This is a genomic window from Streptomyces sp. NPDC102283, assembly GCF_044766265.1.
Lineage (GTDB): Bacteria > Actinomycetota > Actinomycetes > Streptomycetales > Streptomycetaceae > Streptomyces.
Window position 1 is genome coordinate 321,174 of record NZ_JBIWLQ010000001.1, and the last position, 14,918, is coordinate 336,091.

General features: G+C 70.7%; 17 protein-coding genes. 7 read left to right on the top strand and 10 right to left on the bottom strand.

Annotation, left to right across the window (positions count from 1 at the left end; all coding sequences use genetic code 11):
• Positions 1-36: 36 nt before the first annotated feature.
• The gene (locus ACIRJT_RS01560) at positions 37-246 is read right to left on the bottom strand and encodes a DUF397 domain-containing protein (RefSeq protein WP_403903111.1); all 210 of its coding nucleotides are present in this window, start codon (positions 244-246) and stop codon (positions 37-39) included.
• Positions 243-1,079: a Scr1 family TA system antitoxin-like transcriptional regulator gene (locus ACIRJT_RS01565; RefSeq protein ID WP_403904403.1), complete on the bottom strand. Its 837-nt coding sequence runs from the start codon at positions 1,077-1,079 to the stop codon at positions 243-245. Before ACIRJT_RS01565 ends, ACIRJT_RS01560 begins: the two co-directional genes overlap by 4 nt.
• A gap of 108 nt (positions 1,080-1,187) precedes the next feature.
• On the opposite strand from ACIRJT_RS01565, the gene ACIRJT_RS01570 reads away from it, so the two are divergent.
• The 4 genes from ACIRJT_RS01570 to ACIRJT_RS01585 all read left to right on the top strand — a co-directional run bounded on the left by ACIRJT_RS01570 (position 1,188) and on the right by ACIRJT_RS01585 (position 3,695).
• Positions 1,188-1,448, top strand: a complete 261-nt coding sequence (locus ACIRJT_RS01570; RefSeq protein ID WP_403903113.1) for a hypothetical protein — start codon at positions 1,188-1,190, stop codon at positions 1,446-1,448.
• Entirely contained in the window at positions 1,445-1,852 is a 408-nt protein-coding gene (locus tag ACIRJT_RS01575; protein ID WP_403903116.1) for a hypothetical protein, read from the top strand. The genes ACIRJT_RS01570 and ACIRJT_RS01575 overlap by 4 nt, the downstream gene beginning before the upstream one ends.
• Positions 1,853-1,857: 5 nt before the next feature.
• Entirely contained in the window at positions 1,858-2,310 is a 453-nt protein-coding gene (locus tag ACIRJT_RS01580) for a hypothetical protein (protein ID WP_403903118.1), read from the top strand.
• Positions 2,311-2,582: 272 nt separating this feature from the next.
• Complete coding sequence (locus ACIRJT_RS01585; protein ID WP_403903120.1) at positions 2,583-3,695, top strand: NYN domain-containing protein; 1,113 nt, start codon at positions 2,583-2,585, stop codon at positions 3,693-3,695.
• A gap of 148 nt (positions 3,696-3,843) precedes the next feature.
• Here the strand turns inward: ACIRJT_RS01585 and ACIRJT_RS01590 are convergent, their stop codons facing one another.
• Positions 3,844-4,299: a VOC family protein gene (locus ACIRJT_RS01590; RefSeq protein ID WP_403903122.1), complete on the bottom strand. Its 456-nt coding sequence runs from the start codon at positions 4,297-4,299 to the stop codon at positions 3,844-3,846.
• A 22-nt stretch (positions 4,300-4,321) separates the two neighbouring features.
• On the opposite strand from ACIRJT_RS01590, the gene ACIRJT_RS01595 reads away from it, so the two are divergent.
• A complete protein-coding gene (locus ACIRJT_RS01595) occupies positions 4,322-5,014 on the top strand; it encodes a CGNR zinc finger domain-containing protein (RefSeq protein ID WP_403903124.1) in 693 nt (230 codons plus the stop codon).
• Positions 5,015-5,628: 614 nt separating this feature from the next.
• Positions 5,629-5,967, top strand: a complete 339-nt coding sequence (locus ACIRJT_RS01600) for a MerR family transcriptional regulator (protein WP_403903126.1) — start codon at positions 5,629-5,631, stop codon at positions 5,965-5,967.
• A gap of 148 nt (positions 5,968-6,115) precedes the next feature.
• Here the strand turns inward: ACIRJT_RS01600 and ACIRJT_RS01605 are convergent, their stop codons facing one another.
• The 5 genes from ACIRJT_RS01605 to ACIRJT_RS01625 all read right to left on the bottom strand — a co-directional run bounded on the left by ACIRJT_RS01605 (position 6,116) and on the right by ACIRJT_RS01625 (position 10,936).
• Positions 6,116-6,475, bottom strand: a complete 360-nt coding sequence (locus tag ACIRJT_RS01605; protein ID WP_403903128.1) for a hypothetical protein — start codon at positions 6,473-6,475, stop codon at positions 6,116-6,118.
• A 71-nt stretch (positions 6,476-6,546) separates the two neighbouring features.
• A complete protein-coding gene (locus tag ACIRJT_RS01610; RefSeq protein WP_403903131.1) occupies positions 6,547-7,041 on the bottom strand; it encodes a hypothetical protein in 495 nt (164 codons plus the stop codon).
• 19 nt (positions 7,042-7,060) lie between these two features.
• The gene (locus ACIRJT_RS01615; protein WP_403903134.1) at positions 7,061-8,743 is read right to left on the bottom strand and encodes an FAD-dependent monooxygenase; all 1,683 of its coding nucleotides are present in this window, start codon (positions 8,741-8,743) and stop codon (positions 7,061-7,063) included.
• Between the two features lie 67 nt (positions 8,744-8,810).
• A complete protein-coding gene (rarD, locus tag ACIRJT_RS01620; protein ID WP_403903137.1) occupies positions 8,811-9,854 on the bottom strand; it encodes an EamA family transporter RarD in 1,044 nt (347 codons plus the stop codon).
• 221 nt (positions 9,855-10,075) lie between these two features.
• On the bottom strand, positions 10,076-10,936 hold the full coding sequence (locus tag ACIRJT_RS01625; RefSeq protein WP_403903139.1) for an SDR family oxidoreductase: 861 nt from the start codon (positions 10,934-10,936) through the stop codon (positions 10,076-10,078).
• A 252-nt stretch (positions 10,937-11,188) separates the two neighbouring features.
• On the opposite strand from ACIRJT_RS01625, the gene ACIRJT_RS01630 reads away from it, so the two are divergent.
• The gene (locus ACIRJT_RS01630) at positions 11,189-11,524 is read left to right on the top strand and encodes a winged helix-turn-helix transcriptional regulator (RefSeq protein ID WP_371627955.1); all 336 of its coding nucleotides are present in this window, start codon (positions 11,189-11,191) and stop codon (positions 11,522-11,524) included.
• 58 nt (positions 11,525-11,582) lie between these two features.
• On the opposite strand, the gene ACIRJT_RS01635 is transcribed toward ACIRJT_RS01630, so the two are convergent.
• A complete protein-coding gene (locus ACIRJT_RS01635) occupies positions 11,583-12,656 on the bottom strand; it encodes a 2-oxoacid:ferredoxin oxidoreductase subunit beta (RefSeq protein WP_403903141.1) in 1,074 nt (357 codons plus the stop codon).
• A complete protein-coding gene (locus tag ACIRJT_RS01640; protein ID WP_403903143.1) occupies positions 12,649-14,613 on the bottom strand; it encodes a 2-oxoacid:acceptor oxidoreductase subunit alpha in 1,965 nt (654 codons plus the stop codon). Before ACIRJT_RS01640 ends, ACIRJT_RS01635 begins: the two co-directional genes overlap by 8 nt.
• Positions 14,614-14,918 lie beyond the last annotated feature (305 nt).

Here is a 14,918-nt window from a genome sequence, read left to right on the forward strand (position 1 = left end):
GGTGCGTGCGGACGCGGTGCGGTCTCGCGGTACGGCTCAGGCGGTGCCGAAGCCGCCGGCCCGGACGCCCGCGACGAAGGCGGTGAACGCGGTGGCGGGGAGGTCGAGGACCGGGCCGCTCGTGTTCTTGGAGTCGCGGACGGGGACGATGCCGTGCGGGGTGGCGAGGTTGGTGGCGACCTCGACGCACTGGCCACCGTTGTTGCTGTACGAGGACGTGAACCAGCGGGGGGTCTCGGTTGTCACGGGGTGCCCTTTCGCAGCTGCCTGAACATGTCTACGGACGCCGCCTGGGAGGGCGCTACCGCCTGCATCTGATGGTAGGCCGTCAGATGCGGCACCACCGAGCCACTTTCACGCTCCAGATAGCCCTGCTGCGCGGACTCCGCGTACGACATGAGCGAGCGGTCCGGCATGGTCAGGATGGTGACCGGTAGGTCGAACGGGCGGTGCTCGCCCATGTCGAAAGAGGCCACCTGGATCACGGTGTTGGGCTGTTCCGCGAACTCGATCAGGCGGTCCATCTGCGCCTTCATGACCTCCGGTCCGCCGACCGGCCTGCGGAGGCAGCTCTCGTCCAGCATCGCGAAGACCAGCGGCGGCTTCTCCCGGACCAGGGCCGCCTGACGCTCCGCGACCAGCGCGACGCGCTCCTGTGCCTGGTCCGCCGTGATCGCCTGTCGCCTGACGGCGCTGTCGGCCAGGACCCTGGCGTACTCCGGGGTCTGGAGCAGGCCCGGCATGACACCGACCTCGTACAGCCGGATCTCCGCTGCCCGGCGCTCGTAACCGAGGAACTCCGGGAAGCCCTCCAGCAGGCTGCCGTGCTTGATCTGGCCCAGCTCGCGCTCGAACGACGCCTCGGTCCCGATGAGCCCCAGCACCCGGTCCGTACTGCGCGAAAAGCGCAAGGTAGCGAGTTTGCGACCAGTTTCCACGGACGAGATGTGCGTGCTGGAGTAGCCGTTGTGGTCCCCCAGAACTTCCTGCGTCCAGCCACGCTTCTCCCGTAAGCCGCGCAGACGCGCACCGTAGGCCGCCTGCGCCGAGCTTTCCGGGTTCAACTCCTTGATGTTCACGGACCCCAGCCCCGATCTTCCGTGCCGAATAGGCAAGTTGAATGGCTCCTCACGTTAGGTCACGCTGAATCGCCCCGGTAGTCGTACGGCTACAGAGAGGAGCGATCGGTGTACGGCGAGAACGTCTGCCCGAATCCGCCAGAACCCCCCGACCCCCCGGCCCTCGGCACGCTCGTGGTGGACACCGGGCGCGGTGACCGTGTGGGCGAGTTCCGTGGGGTCGCCGGCCCCTACTGGTCGCTGCGGCCCGTGGGCGGCGGGGCCGAGTGGGAGGCCGAGCCGCACCGGGTCCGGCCCGCGCTTCTCATAGAGCAACTGAGGGCCAGGACCGCACGGCTCAACGCCCGCAGCCGGGGCGAGGTCCTGTGAACGTCCTTCACCAGCAAGCGACTTGGTACGTTGCCGAGAGTCACGGTGGTGACGCGGCGCGGTCCGTCCGGCTCGGCGGGATCCTCGCCCCGACGCGGCGACTGGCCCTGTGCTGGCTGCGGCGGCAGGCCCGGCGCTTCGCGGACGCGCTCGACCCGGACCCGTACGCCTCCTGGGTCCCGGCCGGTGCGCTGAACCCGGCCCCTGCCGGGGGCCGACGCGACGCAGCGGCCGAACTCCGTTCCTGGGCGGGCAGTTTCCGCGAGCACGACTACGCGCTGGGGCGGCTCGCGGACGGGTTGCCGTACGAGTTCGTCGCCCGGGACGCCGCGTCCTGGTACGGGCTCGTCATGCGCCCCCTCTCCCCTTCCCCTGCTTCCGCCACCCCTCACCGGCAAGGATGAACGCCATGTTGCAGTGCACCGCCTTCTCCGAACTGCCCGAGATGGGGGCGCGCGTCGCGCTCATGGGTCTGGAGGGCAGGCCCGGCGCGGCGCCGGAAGCGCCCGACCTGGACGAGTTCCTGCTCTGCGAACTCGGCGCGCACGAGGAGGCGATCGAGCACGCGGCCCAGCTCTGGTCGGCCTCGGCCCGAGCCGGACGGGATCTGTGGATGTTCTGGACCGACGCCGATGAGCGCCGGAAGTTCCGCTTCAAGGAACTGCTGCCGTGCCCGGCCGTCATCCACCGGCTGTCCGTCAAGAAGGGGGAGGCCTGTGTGCTGTACGACCGGCACCCTGGCGCGCACTCCTGGGACGTGACGGACCCGCTCGCCGATCTCATGGCGGAGCGGATCCGGGAAGAGGTGCGGCGCGACCGCGACGGGGGCGGCGGGCCGGGAGCCCGGGCCGAGGGGGCCTAGGTGTTCCGTCCCGGAAGGCCCAGAGCCCTTGAACCGTCCGCCACGGACCGTACTCGGTGGCAGATCCCGCCACGGGCCCCGGCCCGCACCCGTCGGCGGATCCCGTCGATCAACCGCCGACGGCCGAGCGGCGGCCCACCCAGCACCCCGGCCGGGTTCGGCGAGGAGATCTGCCGTTCGGCAGATGTGCGGAAGCGCCCCGCGCGGAAGCCTTGATCCTCCGACACCGGACACCGGTCCGCGTGCGGGCGGAGACCAGGGGGCCCACCACCATGCCGAGCACCGTGACCGAAACGCCGCCCAGCGGGGGGACCTTCCCGCAGGCCGCCGCGGACCGCCGCCGCCGACGCTGGTGGTCCGGGTGGCCGGTCTGGTCCGGCTACCTGGCGGTCGTATGGTCGGCGCTCTACGGGGCGGCGGCGCTGTACTGGGCGCTCGGCGGAGACAGCTACCCCTTCGAGCGGGTCCACGAGGACCGGTCCTCCGGATCGATCCTGGAGCCGAGCCGGGCCGAGGTCGTCGCCCCGGTGCTGGCCCTGTTCTGCGCCCTCGGGGTGGTCGCCGGTGTCCTAATGCTGAAGAACCTCGGGACCGGCCGGGTCCGCAAGGCCCTCCTCGTCTACGGGTGGGCGGCCGGTATCGCCCTGAGCCTTCTGATCAACGACTACTCGCTGCTCGGGCTGCTGGCGTTCTCGCCGGCCCTGCTCGTGTTCGTCTTTACCGGGGTGCCGGGCCCGCAGGACATGGGCGACATCCTGTACTGGCACCGCGGGAACCTGATGATCCTCTTCGTCGGCGGGCTGGTGTGGGTCGCCGCGACGCTCGCGTACCAGCGGCGCACCAACGGGCAGTGCGTGTACTGCGGCCGGTCCCCGCACGGGCCCGGCCGCTGGACCGACGGCATCAGGCTGCTTACCTGGGGGCGGCGGGCGGTCTGGCTGGCCGTGCTCTCGACCCTCCCGTACGACATCACCCGTATCGCCTGGTACTTCGGATGGCCGCTCGGCGTCACCGACGAGTTCCTGAAGGAGATGCAGGACACGCCCGGCATGTTGGAGATGGGGCTCGCGCTGGGAGTGGTGTCGACGCTGGGCAGCCTGCTGATGCACGGGCTGATCGCCAGGTGGGGCGAGGTGTGGCCGCGCTGGGTGTGGTGGAAGAAGGGGCGGACGGTCCATCCGGCGACCGCCATCATTCCGGCCGGGGTCGTCGCGGTCGCGCTCGTTCCGGGCGGGCTGATGGCGGTGCGGGGCTTCGAGCTGACCTCGTGGGGGATCACGGGTCCCGCGATCCTGTGGGCGGTCTGGGGTGTCGCCCTCGGCGCCGCCACCTACCTGTACTACCTGCGTCGCCGGGGTGTCTGCCGCAGTTGCGGGCAGGGCTGACGGGCGGGGCTGACGGGGCTGACGGGGCTGACGGACGGGGCTGACGGGGCTGACGGGGCTGACGGACGGGGCTGAAGGACAGGGCTGACGGGGCTGACAGGCGGGCATCGCGGGCGGGTGCCCGCCTGCCCGCAACGTTCACCGCAGGTCAGCTCAGGCAGAATTCGTTGTCCTCGGGGTCCGTCATGAGGATCCAGCTCCCGCCCTGCTCGTCGTACGTGCGGACCGCCCGCGCGCCCAGCCCCAGCAGCCGTTCCTCCTCCGCGTCGCGCTGCCCCGGCGCGGAGTGCACATCGATGTGGAGGCGGTTCTTCACCGTCTTCGGCTCCGGTACCCGCTGGAACAGCAGCCGCCGCCCCTGCCCCGTACCGCTGACCTCGTCGTACGGGTCGTCCGGATGCCGGGCCGCCGCGAGGTCGAGCCAGGCGCGGCGGCCGTGGGCGTGGGTCGTGATGGCCTCCGGCACGGCTCCGGCCGCGAGCAGCTGCTCGACCAGCGGGCTGTTGTCCTCCACGAGATAGCCCAGGACGGCCGCCCAGAATCCAGCCTGCGCGTGCGGGTCGGCGCTGTCGATCACGAGCTTCCAGGACAGTGTCTGTGTCATGGAAACCGTTTATAGTGGTTACATGAGTGCAAGGGCAACGGACACGCCGGATCGGCCGGAACGGCGGGGGCCTTCCGGGCTGCTGCTGCGGCATCCGGACGGCAGTTCCTTCCGGTTCGATCCGGGCGCGCTGTCTCTGGAGTTGCTGCCGACCGGAGGCCCGGGCCCGCTGGCGTACTTCGAGGTGCTGCGTGAGCCGGTCGACCTGGTGCGCTGGGCGGAGGAGAGCCGGCTGCCGGACGGGCTCGGGGCGAAGGCCGGGTCCGGATCGGGATCAGGTCCGGGATCAGGTCCGGGCCCCGCGCTCGTCGTGAGTGCGGCGGAGGTGGCGGACGCGCGTGCGTTGCGCGATGCGCTCTGGCGGCTGGCGGAGGGCCATGTGGCGGGGGAGCCGCCCGGTCCGGACGACCTCGCCACTCTCAACGACGCGGCGGCGCACCCGCCCCTGACGGCCCGGCTGACCCCGGGAGGGGGCCGGGAGTGGGCTCCCGGGGGCACCGGGACCGGGCTGCTGTCCACCGTCGCACGCGACGCGGTCGACCTGTTCACCGGGGCGTACGCCCACCGGATCCGCGCGTGCGGCGCGCACGGCTGCCGCCTGCTGTTCGTCGACACCTCCCGCCCCGGCAGGCGCCGCTGGTGCTCGATGGAGCGCTGCGGCAACCGCCACAAGGTCCGGGCCCACCGCGCCCGTCTCGTCGCCGACGACGAGTGAAGAGGGACTGTGGGCTCCCTGTGACCGGCGGGGAACTATCTCTGTGCAGGGGTCACGAAAATCTGTGTTCGTCAGAGTAGACATTAGGCGGTGCTGTGGTTATTGTTTTTCTCGTAGCCCAAAGAGACAGCAGGGCCCGGCAGAGATGAACTGCCGGGCAGCAGTGCAAGCAGATGCCGTTCGAAGAGCGGTGCGGTGGCGGAGTTCCGAAGCCAGGGTTGTTGCAGGACGGCGACGGGGCTGGCGGCCGCACCGGGCGGCCCGCAGTGATCAGGGGCCGCCGTCGGCAAGTGCCGCGTTTCACGCGGGAGCGGTACCCAGCGGTATCCAGCAGTAGGCAAGTGATTCATTTCAGAGGGAAGAACGGAGGAGCGAGGCGCCATCAGGATCGCCCGGGCGGATTGGTGAGCCCGGGTACCGCAGGACATCGATAGTGAGGTGGTCTCCGGTCAAGCAACCGCGATCCCCGCGACCCCGGCGAGTTCCAGGTCGGGTCAGCGGAAACAGAAGGCCGGCGCAGTAACCAGGGCCGGCGGATGGTGTCAGCAGTTCCTTCGGGGCCCGAGTGCCATACGGCACTCGGGCCCCTCTACGCGCTCCACAGAGAGGTGCAAATGACAGCAGGCGACTCGTTCGGGCGTCTCGACGACGACGACTATCCCGCCTACACGATGGGCCGGGCCGCCGAGATGCTCGGTACCACGCAGGGTTTTCTCCGAGCTATCGGAGAAGCCCGCCTCATCACCCCGCTGCGTTCCGATGGCGGGCATCGCCGCTACTCCCGCTACCAGCTGCGCATCGCCGCACGCGCTCGGGAGCTGGTCGACCAGGGCACCCCCATCGAGGCCGCCTGCCGCATCGTCATCCTCGAAGACCAACTCGAAGAAGCCCAGCGGATCAACGCCGAATACCGCAAAGCCGCCGCACCGGAGAACCCGACGACCGCAGGCTGAGGCGGCGTCGACCCCCGCCCGGCGGCTCGCCGCCGTGCCGCTCGTCGATGAGCGGCAGCGCCCGCCGGCAGGAAACGGTGTGGCCCGAGCGGCGGGCGCGGGTCGGGCCCGCCGCGGGCAGGGTTCCGTCAGAGCACCGTGACGTATCTCAGTGGTCGGAATAGCTGAAGTCGCCCATGGTCCAGGCGCTGACGTCCTCGATCGCCACGCGGTACATCCCGCCCGTGTCCGGGATCCCCACCGTTCCCTGCAGGATTCGCGCCACATGGAAGTGCAGATGCGTGGGCGCTTTCTCCACAGGCGCGGAGGCGGTGAAGACGGCGGAGAATTCGCTCAGGCGGGCCGAGTCGGCCAGGACCTCCGACACCCGCTGCCTCCAGACCGCTTCGGGAGCCAGCCGGCCGGTGATGACAGCACCACCGGCGACCACGGTCAGCGTCATCTGATTGCTGTGCCCGGACTCCACCAGGGCAGCGATATCAACAAGCAGTTCGTCAGGTTTCGACATGGGGCCAACTCTATGCACCGCCGTCCGGCCGGTTCGAGGGGTGTGCCGTCACGGGTTCAGGCAACGCCCGGTCAGTGCACCCGTGCCTCGCGCGGGCGGAGACCGGCGCAGGCCGGGCAGGCGTGCCGGTCGATCGCGGCCACCAGGCGCGTGGCCGCCGCGCGTACGGTCCGCGCCGGGTCGGCGCCCCCGGCCTCGGGCGCGGCGGCCAGCCGGGCGGCCGTGGCGCGGCCCGCCGCCACCGCGTCGTGCGCGGCGCGGGTCCACGCCGGGTGCTCGGCGTTCCCGGCGGCCAGGATCGTGGCGAGCAGGTCCAGGACGCCCGTCCGGTCCCTGACCGTGTCCGTCGCCGCCAGCTCCCAGAGGAACGGCACCGTCGCCGCCGTCGAGTCGAAGACGGGCGGAGTGCCGATCCAGCGCTCCAGATCGCTCAGGGCCTCGTCCGAGGTCGGCGCGTCACCCCAGGCGATCCGCGACAGCACACCGGGAACCTGGGACGCGGAGCCGTACGCGTGCTGCAACTCGTGCCACCGCACGTTTCTCATGGCCCCCAGGACAGTCCCCATCCGGGCACTCAATCAGCCTTTACCGCGCGGCGTCCACCATGCCGGGGGACCGTTCCGCGGACCGGCCCGTTCCGTGGAGCCGACGCAGATACTCCCGTACGGAGCGGGCGTCGTCCGCCGGGGCGACAACGCCCACGTGGTGGTCGGGGCGGACGACCACGACGGTGCCGCCGCCGGTACGAACGGAGGCTCCGGTTCCGTACGCTGCGGCCGCGTGGCCCGCGTGGTCGACCACCGCTCCGGGCTCCACCGCCCCGGCCCGGTCTTCGTGCGCCGCGTACACCCGGCAGCCACGCACACCGGCGTCGCCGAACGCCTCCGCCGCCTCGCGCAGGACCGCCGCGCTCCCGGAGCCGAAGCCGAGGACCGTGGTGCGGGGGCCCGCGAAGACGCGGTGCAGCCGGGTCCGTGTCCCGGTCGCGGCGTCGGCGCAGGGTGCGTCCGGGGCGCGGTCCCCGGCGGCCAAGGCCGCTGGAGCACCCGCGTGGTGGGTGGCCAGGGAGCTCCAGCGGTAGCCGACGCCCAGGCCGGTCGTGTCGGTGGTGATCGCCGCGTCCAGGCCGCCGCCGGGGCGGCGGATCGCCTCCAGGGTGGCCCGCAGCCGTTCCGAAGCGAGGTCCAGGGTCCGGGCCGCCACCGGAAGCCGCTCCTCCTCATAGGTGTCCAGCAACTCCGCGTCCGCGTGGCCGGCGAGCACCAGCCCCAGTTTCCAACCCAGGTTGAACGCGTCCTGGATACCGGTGTTCATCCCGAGGCCGCCCGCGATGGCGTGCACGTGCGCCGCGTCGCCCGCGAGGAGGACCCGCCCGGCGCGGAAGCGGTCCGCCATCCGTACGTTGACCCGGTACGTCGACAGCAGCTCCGCCCGCGTCAGATCCTGGCCGGGCAGAGCCGTGTGGCGGGTGAGCAGCCGCCGGAACCCGTCGGCGGTGGGCGCGAGCGGCCGCCCCCGCCCGTCCCGCTCCGGCCCGGCCTGGAACCACCAGCCCGTCCGTGTGCCGGGGATCGGGCAGAGCATCACCGCGCCGTCCTGGTCGAACCACTGGTGCCAGCGGGTGCGGTCCAGGGCGTCCTCGGCCAGGTCGACGTCGCCGCAGACCATCACCTGGTCCTCGTCGGTGGTCCCCTCGAACCCGATCCCGAGCAGCTTCCGTACGGAGCTGTGGGCTCCGTCGCAACCGACGACGTACCGTGCCCGTCCGCCCGGCCCATCGGCGTACGTGACGTCGACATGGCCCCCGTCGCCGCCTTCCCCGCTGCGGCCTCTGTCGCCCTCGCCCTCGTCCCCGCCCTGTGTCAGGCCCACGACCTCGCGGCCCGTCTCTACGCGGACGCCGTACCCGGCGAGCCGGTCGCGGAGGATTCCCTCCAGTCGCCACTGGGCGATCAGCCATCCGCGGTCGTAGCGGGCATCCGGGGACGGTGCGTGGTCCGCCCACGGATCGGCCTCCGCGACCGGGCGTCGGTCGCGGTACTTGAGCATCGGCAGCGGGGCCGAACCGGCGGCGAGCACCTCCTCGGCCACTCCGAGATCGTCCAGGATCTCCAGGGACCGGGGGTTAGGCCCCTTGGCGCGCGAGGTGCGTGGCGGGACGGGGGACCGGTCCACGATCCGTACGGCCGAGCCTCGCCGGGCCAGATCGCAGGCCAGCACCAGCCCGGTGGGTCCCGCGCCCACGATGAGTACGTCGGTCATGCCCATGCCTCTCCTTCGGTCACGCTTCCCGTCCATCCAGGATCAGGAAAACGTAACCGAGTAAGAAAAGCAACTAGGTAATCTTTTGCTGTGCGGGGTCCTGGGTCGTGGTCGTGGGGTCCGTGGTCGTCGGGTTCGGGATCGTCGGGTCCGGGGTCGTGGCCGCGGAGTCCGGGATCGTGGATGCGGGTGCGGCGGCCGCCGTCGCCAGCAGCCTCAGTGCCAGCAGCCGGTTGCGTCGGGCGGTGCGCAGCGCGTCCCAGGTCAGCAGCGACAGCGCCAGCCAGACCAGGGCGAACCCGGCCCACCGCTCGGGCGGCATCGACTCGTTGAAGTACAGGACACCCAGTCCGAACTGGAAGACCGGGGCCAGATACTGGAGCAGCCCCAGTGTGGACAGGGGCACCCGGACCGCCGCCGCGCCGAAGCAGATCAGCGGCACCGCCGTGACGATGCCCGTCGCGGCGAGCAGGAACCCGTGCCCCGCGCCCCCGGCCGTGAACGTCGACCCGCCGGTGGCGGCGAGCCAGAGCAGGAAGCCGAGCGCGGGCACGAAGAGCACGGCGGTCTCGGCGGCCAGGGACTCCAGGCCGCCCATGTTCACCTTCTTCTTCGCCAAGCCGTACGTGGCGAAGGAGAACGCCAGTACCAGCGAGACCCAGGGCGGCTTGCCGTACCCGATCGCCAGGACGAGGACGGCGACCAGCCCGGTGGCGACCGCGGCCCACTGGACCGGCCGCAGCCGTTCGCCCAGCAGCAGGACGCCCATGGCGATGGTGACCAGCGGATTGATGAAGTAGCCGAGCGAGGCCTCGACGACCTGGCCGTTGTTCACGGCCCAGATGTACAGGCCCCAGTTGACCGTGATGGTCGCCGCCGCGACCGATATCAGGCCCAGCTTGCGCCGGTCGCGGACCAGTTCGCCGATCCAGGCCCAGCGGCGTACGACCAGCAGGGCGACGGCGACGACGCCGAGCGACCAGACCATCCGGTGGGCGAGGATCTCGATCGCCCCGGACGGCTTGAGCAGCGGCCAGAACAGCGGGACCAGGCCCCACATCCCGTACGCGCCGATTCCGTACAGCAGGCCTGCCCGCTGTTCGTTCTTCCCCTCCACGTGCCCTCCCGGCCCGCCCGCGCCGGCGGATCCGCCGACGGCATGACGGTAGCGCCGGATGGGCTGCGTGTCATAGCCGTCTCACGGAAACACTCATGACAGGCGGAGCACTCACGGCAGGCGGAGCATTCATGAGAGGCGGACGCTCATGGCGGGCGGAACGCTCATGACAGGTTCCCGCGTGACGGGGTGGGGCGGGTGGTGCGGGGGCGTGTCGAGGCTCAGGCGGTGGGCAGGGCGGCGCGCACGGTCTCGGCGAGGGGCGTCGTCGGGCGGCCGATGAGCCGGGCGAGGTCGCCGCTCGTCCCCGCCAGCCGTCCCCGGCCGATCGCCTCGTCCACGTCCACGAGGATCGCGGCGAAGCCCTCGGGCAGGCCCGCGCCGACCAGGACCTCCTGGTGCGCGGCGGCCGGGACGTTCCTGTACGTGATCTCCTCGCCGGTCAGCTCGGACAGCAGCGCGGCGTACTCGGCGAGCGACCAGGCGGTGTCGCCGCTCAGCTCGTAGGCGGTGTTCAGGTGGCCGTCGCCGGTCAGCACGGCGGCCGCGGCGGCGGCGTAGTCGGCTCGGGTGGCGGAGGCGACGCGCCCGTCGCCCGCGTTGGCGAGCACCGCGTGGTGCTCCAGGACCGGTGCCAGGTTGGCGGTGTAGTTCTCCGTGTACCAGCCGTTCCGCAGGAACGTGTACGGCAGTCCGGAGTCGAGGATCAGCCGCTCGGTGGCCCTGTGCTCGTCGGCCAGGGTGAAGTCCGCGTCCGGCCCGCCGAGCACGCCGGTGTACGCGAACTGTGCGACGCCCGCCGCCTTCGCCGCGTCGACGACCGCGGCGTGCTGCGGCACGCGCTTGCCCACCTCGCTGCCGGAGATCAGCAGCACCCGGTCGCCGGACCGGAAGGCTCCGGAGAGGGACTCGGGGCGGTCGTAGTCCGCGATGCGCAGTTCTACGCCCCGGGCGGCGAGCGCGGCGGCCTTCTCCTTGTCACGCACGACCGCGACGACCTCGCCGGCCGGGGCCGTGGTCAGCAGGGCGTCGACGACGAGGCGGCCGAGTGCGCCGGTGGCTCCGGTGACAACGATGCTCATGAGGGTCTCCGATTGAGGTGGTTCGGTCCGTTTCCGGCTTGTGATGACGACCCTACGGGTGGCGCTAACTTTAGGAAAGTACCCACTTTGAAGTAAGGTACTGGTATGACAGAGAGTGCTAGGAGTTCGAAGGGTGCGGACGGGACCGCGACCGAGGGCGCGGGCAGGCAGGTGCGGGAGGCGGATCCGGCCCCGGGTCCGGCGCCGGCTTCGGCCCTGTCCGCGCTCCTGGCCTGGGACGTCAACCAGCCCATGTGCCCGTCCCGGCTGATCCTGGAACACGTGACGAGCCGCTGGGGCGTCCTCGTACTGGCGGCGCTGCTGGAGCGTTCGTACCGTTTCAGCGAACTGCGCCGCGCGGTGGGCGGGGTCAGCGAGAAGATGCTGGCCCAGACCCTCCGGACGCTGGAGCGCGACGGCTTCGTCCACCGGGACGCGAAGCCGGTGATCCCGCCGCGGGTGGACTACACGCTCACCCCGCTCGGCATCGAGGCCGCCGAGCAGGTGTGGGCGCTCGCCCGCTGGACCGAACGCCGGGTGGACGCGGTGCGGGCGGCACGCGAGGCATACGACGGGGCCCGGACCTGATCTCCGTGTGGGATCGGGTCCGGGCCCCGGACGGCGCGCGTACGGTCCTCGACCGGCCTCAGCCGACGACGGTCCAGGTGTCGTTGCCGGCGAGGAGGGAGCCGAGGTCGCCCTTGCCGTTCTGTTCGACGGCGGCGTCGAGCTGGTCCGACATCAGGGTGTCGTAGACGGGCCGTTCGACGCTGCGCAGCACTCCGATGGGGGTGTGGTGCAGGGTGTCCGCGTCGGCGATCCGGGACAGCGCGAACGCCGTCGTGGGCGATTCCGCGTGGGCGTCGTGGACGAGGACCTGCGAGCGGTTCTCCTCCGTGACGGCCACGACCATCAGATCGCCGGTGGCCGGATCGCGCACGACGCCCTTCGGCTCCTGGGAGCCGAAGAGGATCGGCTGGCCGTGTTCGAGGCGGATGACGGCCTCGGCGGCCTGCTCCTTGTCCTTGAGGACCTCGAAAGCGCCGTCGTTGAAGATGTTGCAGTTCTGGTAGATCTCCACCAGCGCCGTGCCCGAGTGCTCCGCGGCCGCGCGCAGCACGCTGGTGAGGTGCTTGCGGTCGGAGTCGACCGTGCGCGCCACGAACGTGGCCTCCGCGCCGATGGCGAGGGACACCGGATTGAACGGTGCGTCGAGCGACCCCATCGGCGTCGACTTGGTGATCTTGCCCAGCTCGGAGGTGGGGCTGTACTGGCCCTTCGTCAGCCCGTAGATCCGGTTGTTGAAGAGCAGGATCTTGAGGTTGACGTTGCGGCGCAGGGCGTGGATGAGGTGGTTGCCGCCGATGGAGAGGGCGTCGCCGTCGCCGGTGACGACCCAGACGGACAGGTCGCGCCGCGAGGTGGCGAGTCCGGTCGCGATGGAGGGGGCGCGGCCGTGGATGGAGTGCATCCCGTAGGTGTTCATGTAGTACGGGAAGCGGGAGGAGCAGCCGATTCCGGAGACGAAGGTGATGTTCTCCTTCGCGAGCCCCAGCTCCGGCATGAAGCCCTGGACGGCGGCGAGGACGGCGTAGTCGCCGCAGCCGGGGCACCAGCGCACTTCCTGGTCGGACTTGAAGTCCTTCATGGACTGCTTCGCCTCGGCCTTGGGCACCAGTTGCAGCAGCTCGTTGTGGAGCAGTTCTTCGGTCTCAGGCATCGATGGCCTCCTTGAGGGCCGTGGCGAGCTGCTCCGCCTTGAACGGCATTCCGTTGACCTGGTTGTAGCTGTGGGCGTCCACCAGATACTTCGCCCTGAGCAGCATCGCGAGCTGGCCGAGGTTCATCTCAGGGACGACGACCTTGTCGTAGCCCTTCAGCACCTCGCCGAGATTCTTCGGGAAGGGGTTGAGGTGGCGCAGGTGGGCCTGGGCGATGGACGCCCCGGCGGCCCGCAGTCGGCGTACCGCCGCGGTGATCGGCCCGTACGTCGATCCCCAGCCGAGCACCAGGGTGTCGGCCCCGGCGGGGTCGTCGACCTGGAGATCGGGGACCTCGATGCCGTCGATCTTGGCCTGGCGGGTGCGGACCATGAAGTCGTGGTTGGCCGGGTCGTAGGAGATGTTGCCCGTGCCGTCCTGCTTCTCGATCCCGCCGATACGGTGCTCCAGGCCGGCCGTCCCGGGGACGGCCCACGGGCGGGCCAGCGTCTGCGGGTCGCGCTTGTAGGGCCAGAACACCTCCGTCCCGTCCGCCAGCGTGTGGTTCGGGCCCGTGGCGAAGGGGGTCTTCAGGTCGGGCAGGGTTGCCGTGTCCGGGATCCGCCACGGCTCGGAGCCGTTGGCGAGATAGCCGTCGGAGAGCAGGAAGACAGGGGTGCGGTAGGTCAGGGCGATCCGGGCCGCCTCGATCGCGGCGTCGAAACAGTCGGCCGGAGTCTGCGGAGCGACGATCGGAACCGGGGCCTCACCGTTCCTGCCGAACATCGCCTGCAGCAGGTCGGCCTGCTCGGTCTTGGTCGGCAGCCCGGTCGACGGCCCGCCCCGCTGGATGTCGATGATCAGCAGCGGCAGCTCCAGGGAGACCGCAAGCCCGATCGTCTCCGACTTCAGCGCCACCCCCGGACCGGAGGTCGTCGTGATGCCCAGCGCCCCGCCGAACGCCGCACCCAGGGCCGCACCGATCCCGGCGATCTCGTCCTCCGCCTGGAACGTCCGCACGCCGAAGTTCTTGTGCCGCGACAGCTCGTGCAGGATGTCCGACGCGGGAGTGATCGGATACGACCCCAGATACAACGGCAGGTCCGCCAGCTGCCCGGCCGCGATCAGCCCGTAGGACAGCGCGAGGTTTCCCGAAATGTTGCGGTAGGTGCCGGTGGGGAAGGCCTGCGAGGCCGGCGCGACCTCGTAGGAGACCGCGAAGTCCTCGGTCGTCTCGCCGAAATTCCAGCCCGCCCGGAAGGCCGCCACGTTCGCCTCGGCGATCTGCGGCTTCTTCGCGAACTTCTGCCGCAGGAACGTCTCGGTGCCCTCGGTCGGCCGGTGGTACATCCACGACAGCAGACCCAGCGCGAACATGTTCTTCGACCGCTCCGCCTCCTTACGAGGCAGCCCGAACTCCTTCAACGCCTCCAGCGTCAACGTCGTCAACGGCACCGGATGAACGTTGTAGGCCTCCAGCGAACCATCCTCCAGCGGATTGGTCGCGTACCCGACCTTCGCCATCGGCCGCTTCGTGAACTCATCGGTGTTCACAATGATCTCCGCGCCGCGCGGAACATCGTCGATGTTCGCCTTCAGCGCGGCCGGGTTCATCGCGACCAGGACGTTGGGCGCGTCACCCGGGGTCAGAATGTCATGATCGGCAAAGTGCAACTGGAAGGAAGAGACCCCCGGCAGGGTGCCCGCGGGGGCGCGGATCTCGGCCGGGAAGTTCGGCAGCGTGGAGAGATCGTTGCCGAAGGAAGCGGTCTCCGAGGTGAACCGGTCACCCGTGAGCTGCATACCGTCACCCGAGTCGCCCGCGAAACGGATGATCACCCGGTCCAGGCGACGGACTTCCTTCCCGTCGCCGCCCGTGGTTCCCGTCGTACCTGACAGGGGGGCTCGCTGACCCCCGAGGACGGCGTCGTTGGCCTCATCGGCCTTCTCTGCCGCGCTACTGACCTGGCTCGTCACTGAACTGGACCTCCCTTGGGGCGGCGGTTCGGAACCGTCCGGCCAGCCGGCGATCCCAGAGGCCACCCTACGTCCGCGTAGGTGGCCCTCCAGGGACCGATCATATGGTGGACGCTATTTTGAGACACCCTTTGATTAAGGTTTGTCACCTTTTGCAACCCCCCGGTCATGGGATGGAGGCGGCCGCCTCCTGGGTCTTTCGTCCTAGGTCCTCCCGGTCGCCCGGGCCTCCGGCGGCCCTTTCTTGATCAGAGGTGCCCGTCCGGCACCCGCCGGACACCCCTGGGCCCGCGCAATGACCCCGG

What these genes read in the sequence shown, in the direction of transcription:
- ACIRJT_RS01630 (WP_371627955.1), top strand. Translation starts at nt 11,189, where the DNA reads ATGTGCCCGTCCCGGCTGATCCTGGAACACGTGACGAGCCGCTGGGGC.
- ACIRJT_RS01580 (WP_403903118.1), top strand. Translation starts at nt 1,858, where the DNA reads ATGTTGCAGTGCACCGCCTTCTCCGAACTGCCCGAGATGGGGGCGCGC.
- ACIRJT_RS01635 (WP_403903141.1), bottom strand. Translation starts at nt 12,656, where the DNA reads ATGCCTGAGACCGAAGAACTGCTCCACAACGAGCTGCTGCAACTGGTG.
- ACIRJT_RS01610 (WP_403903131.1), bottom strand. Translation starts at nt 7,041, where the DNA reads ATGGGGACTGTCCTGGGGGCCATGAGAAACGTGCGGTGGCACGAGTTG.
- ACIRJT_RS01590 (WP_403903122.1), bottom strand. Translation starts at nt 4,299, where the DNA reads ATGACACAGACACTGTCCTGGAAGCTCGTGATCGACAGCGCCGACCCG.
- ACIRJT_RS01595 (WP_403903124.1), top strand. Translation starts at nt 4,322, where the DNA reads ATGAGTGCAAGGGCAACGGACACGCCGGATCGGCCGGAACGGCGGGGG.
- ACIRJT_RS01600 (WP_403903126.1), top strand. Translation starts at nt 5,629, where the DNA reads ATGACAGCAGGCGACTCGTTCGGGCGTCTCGACGACGACGACTATCCC.
- ACIRJT_RS01625 (WP_403903139.1), bottom strand. Translation starts at nt 10,936, where the DNA reads ATGAGCATCGTTGTCACCGGAGCCACCGGCGCACTCGGCCGCCTCGTC.
- ACIRJT_RS01615 (WP_403903134.1), bottom strand. Translation starts at nt 8,743, where the DNA reads ATGGGCATGACCGACGTACTCATCGTGGGCGCGGGACCCACCGGGCTG.
- ACIRJT_RS01605 (WP_403903128.1), bottom strand. Translation starts at nt 6,475, where the DNA reads ATGTCGAAACCTGACGAACTGCTTGTTGATATCGCTGCCCTGGTGGAG.
- ACIRJT_RS01585 (WP_403903120.1), top strand. Translation starts at nt 2,583, where the DNA reads ATGCCGAGCACCGTGACCGAAACGCCGCCCAGCGGGGGGACCTTCCCG.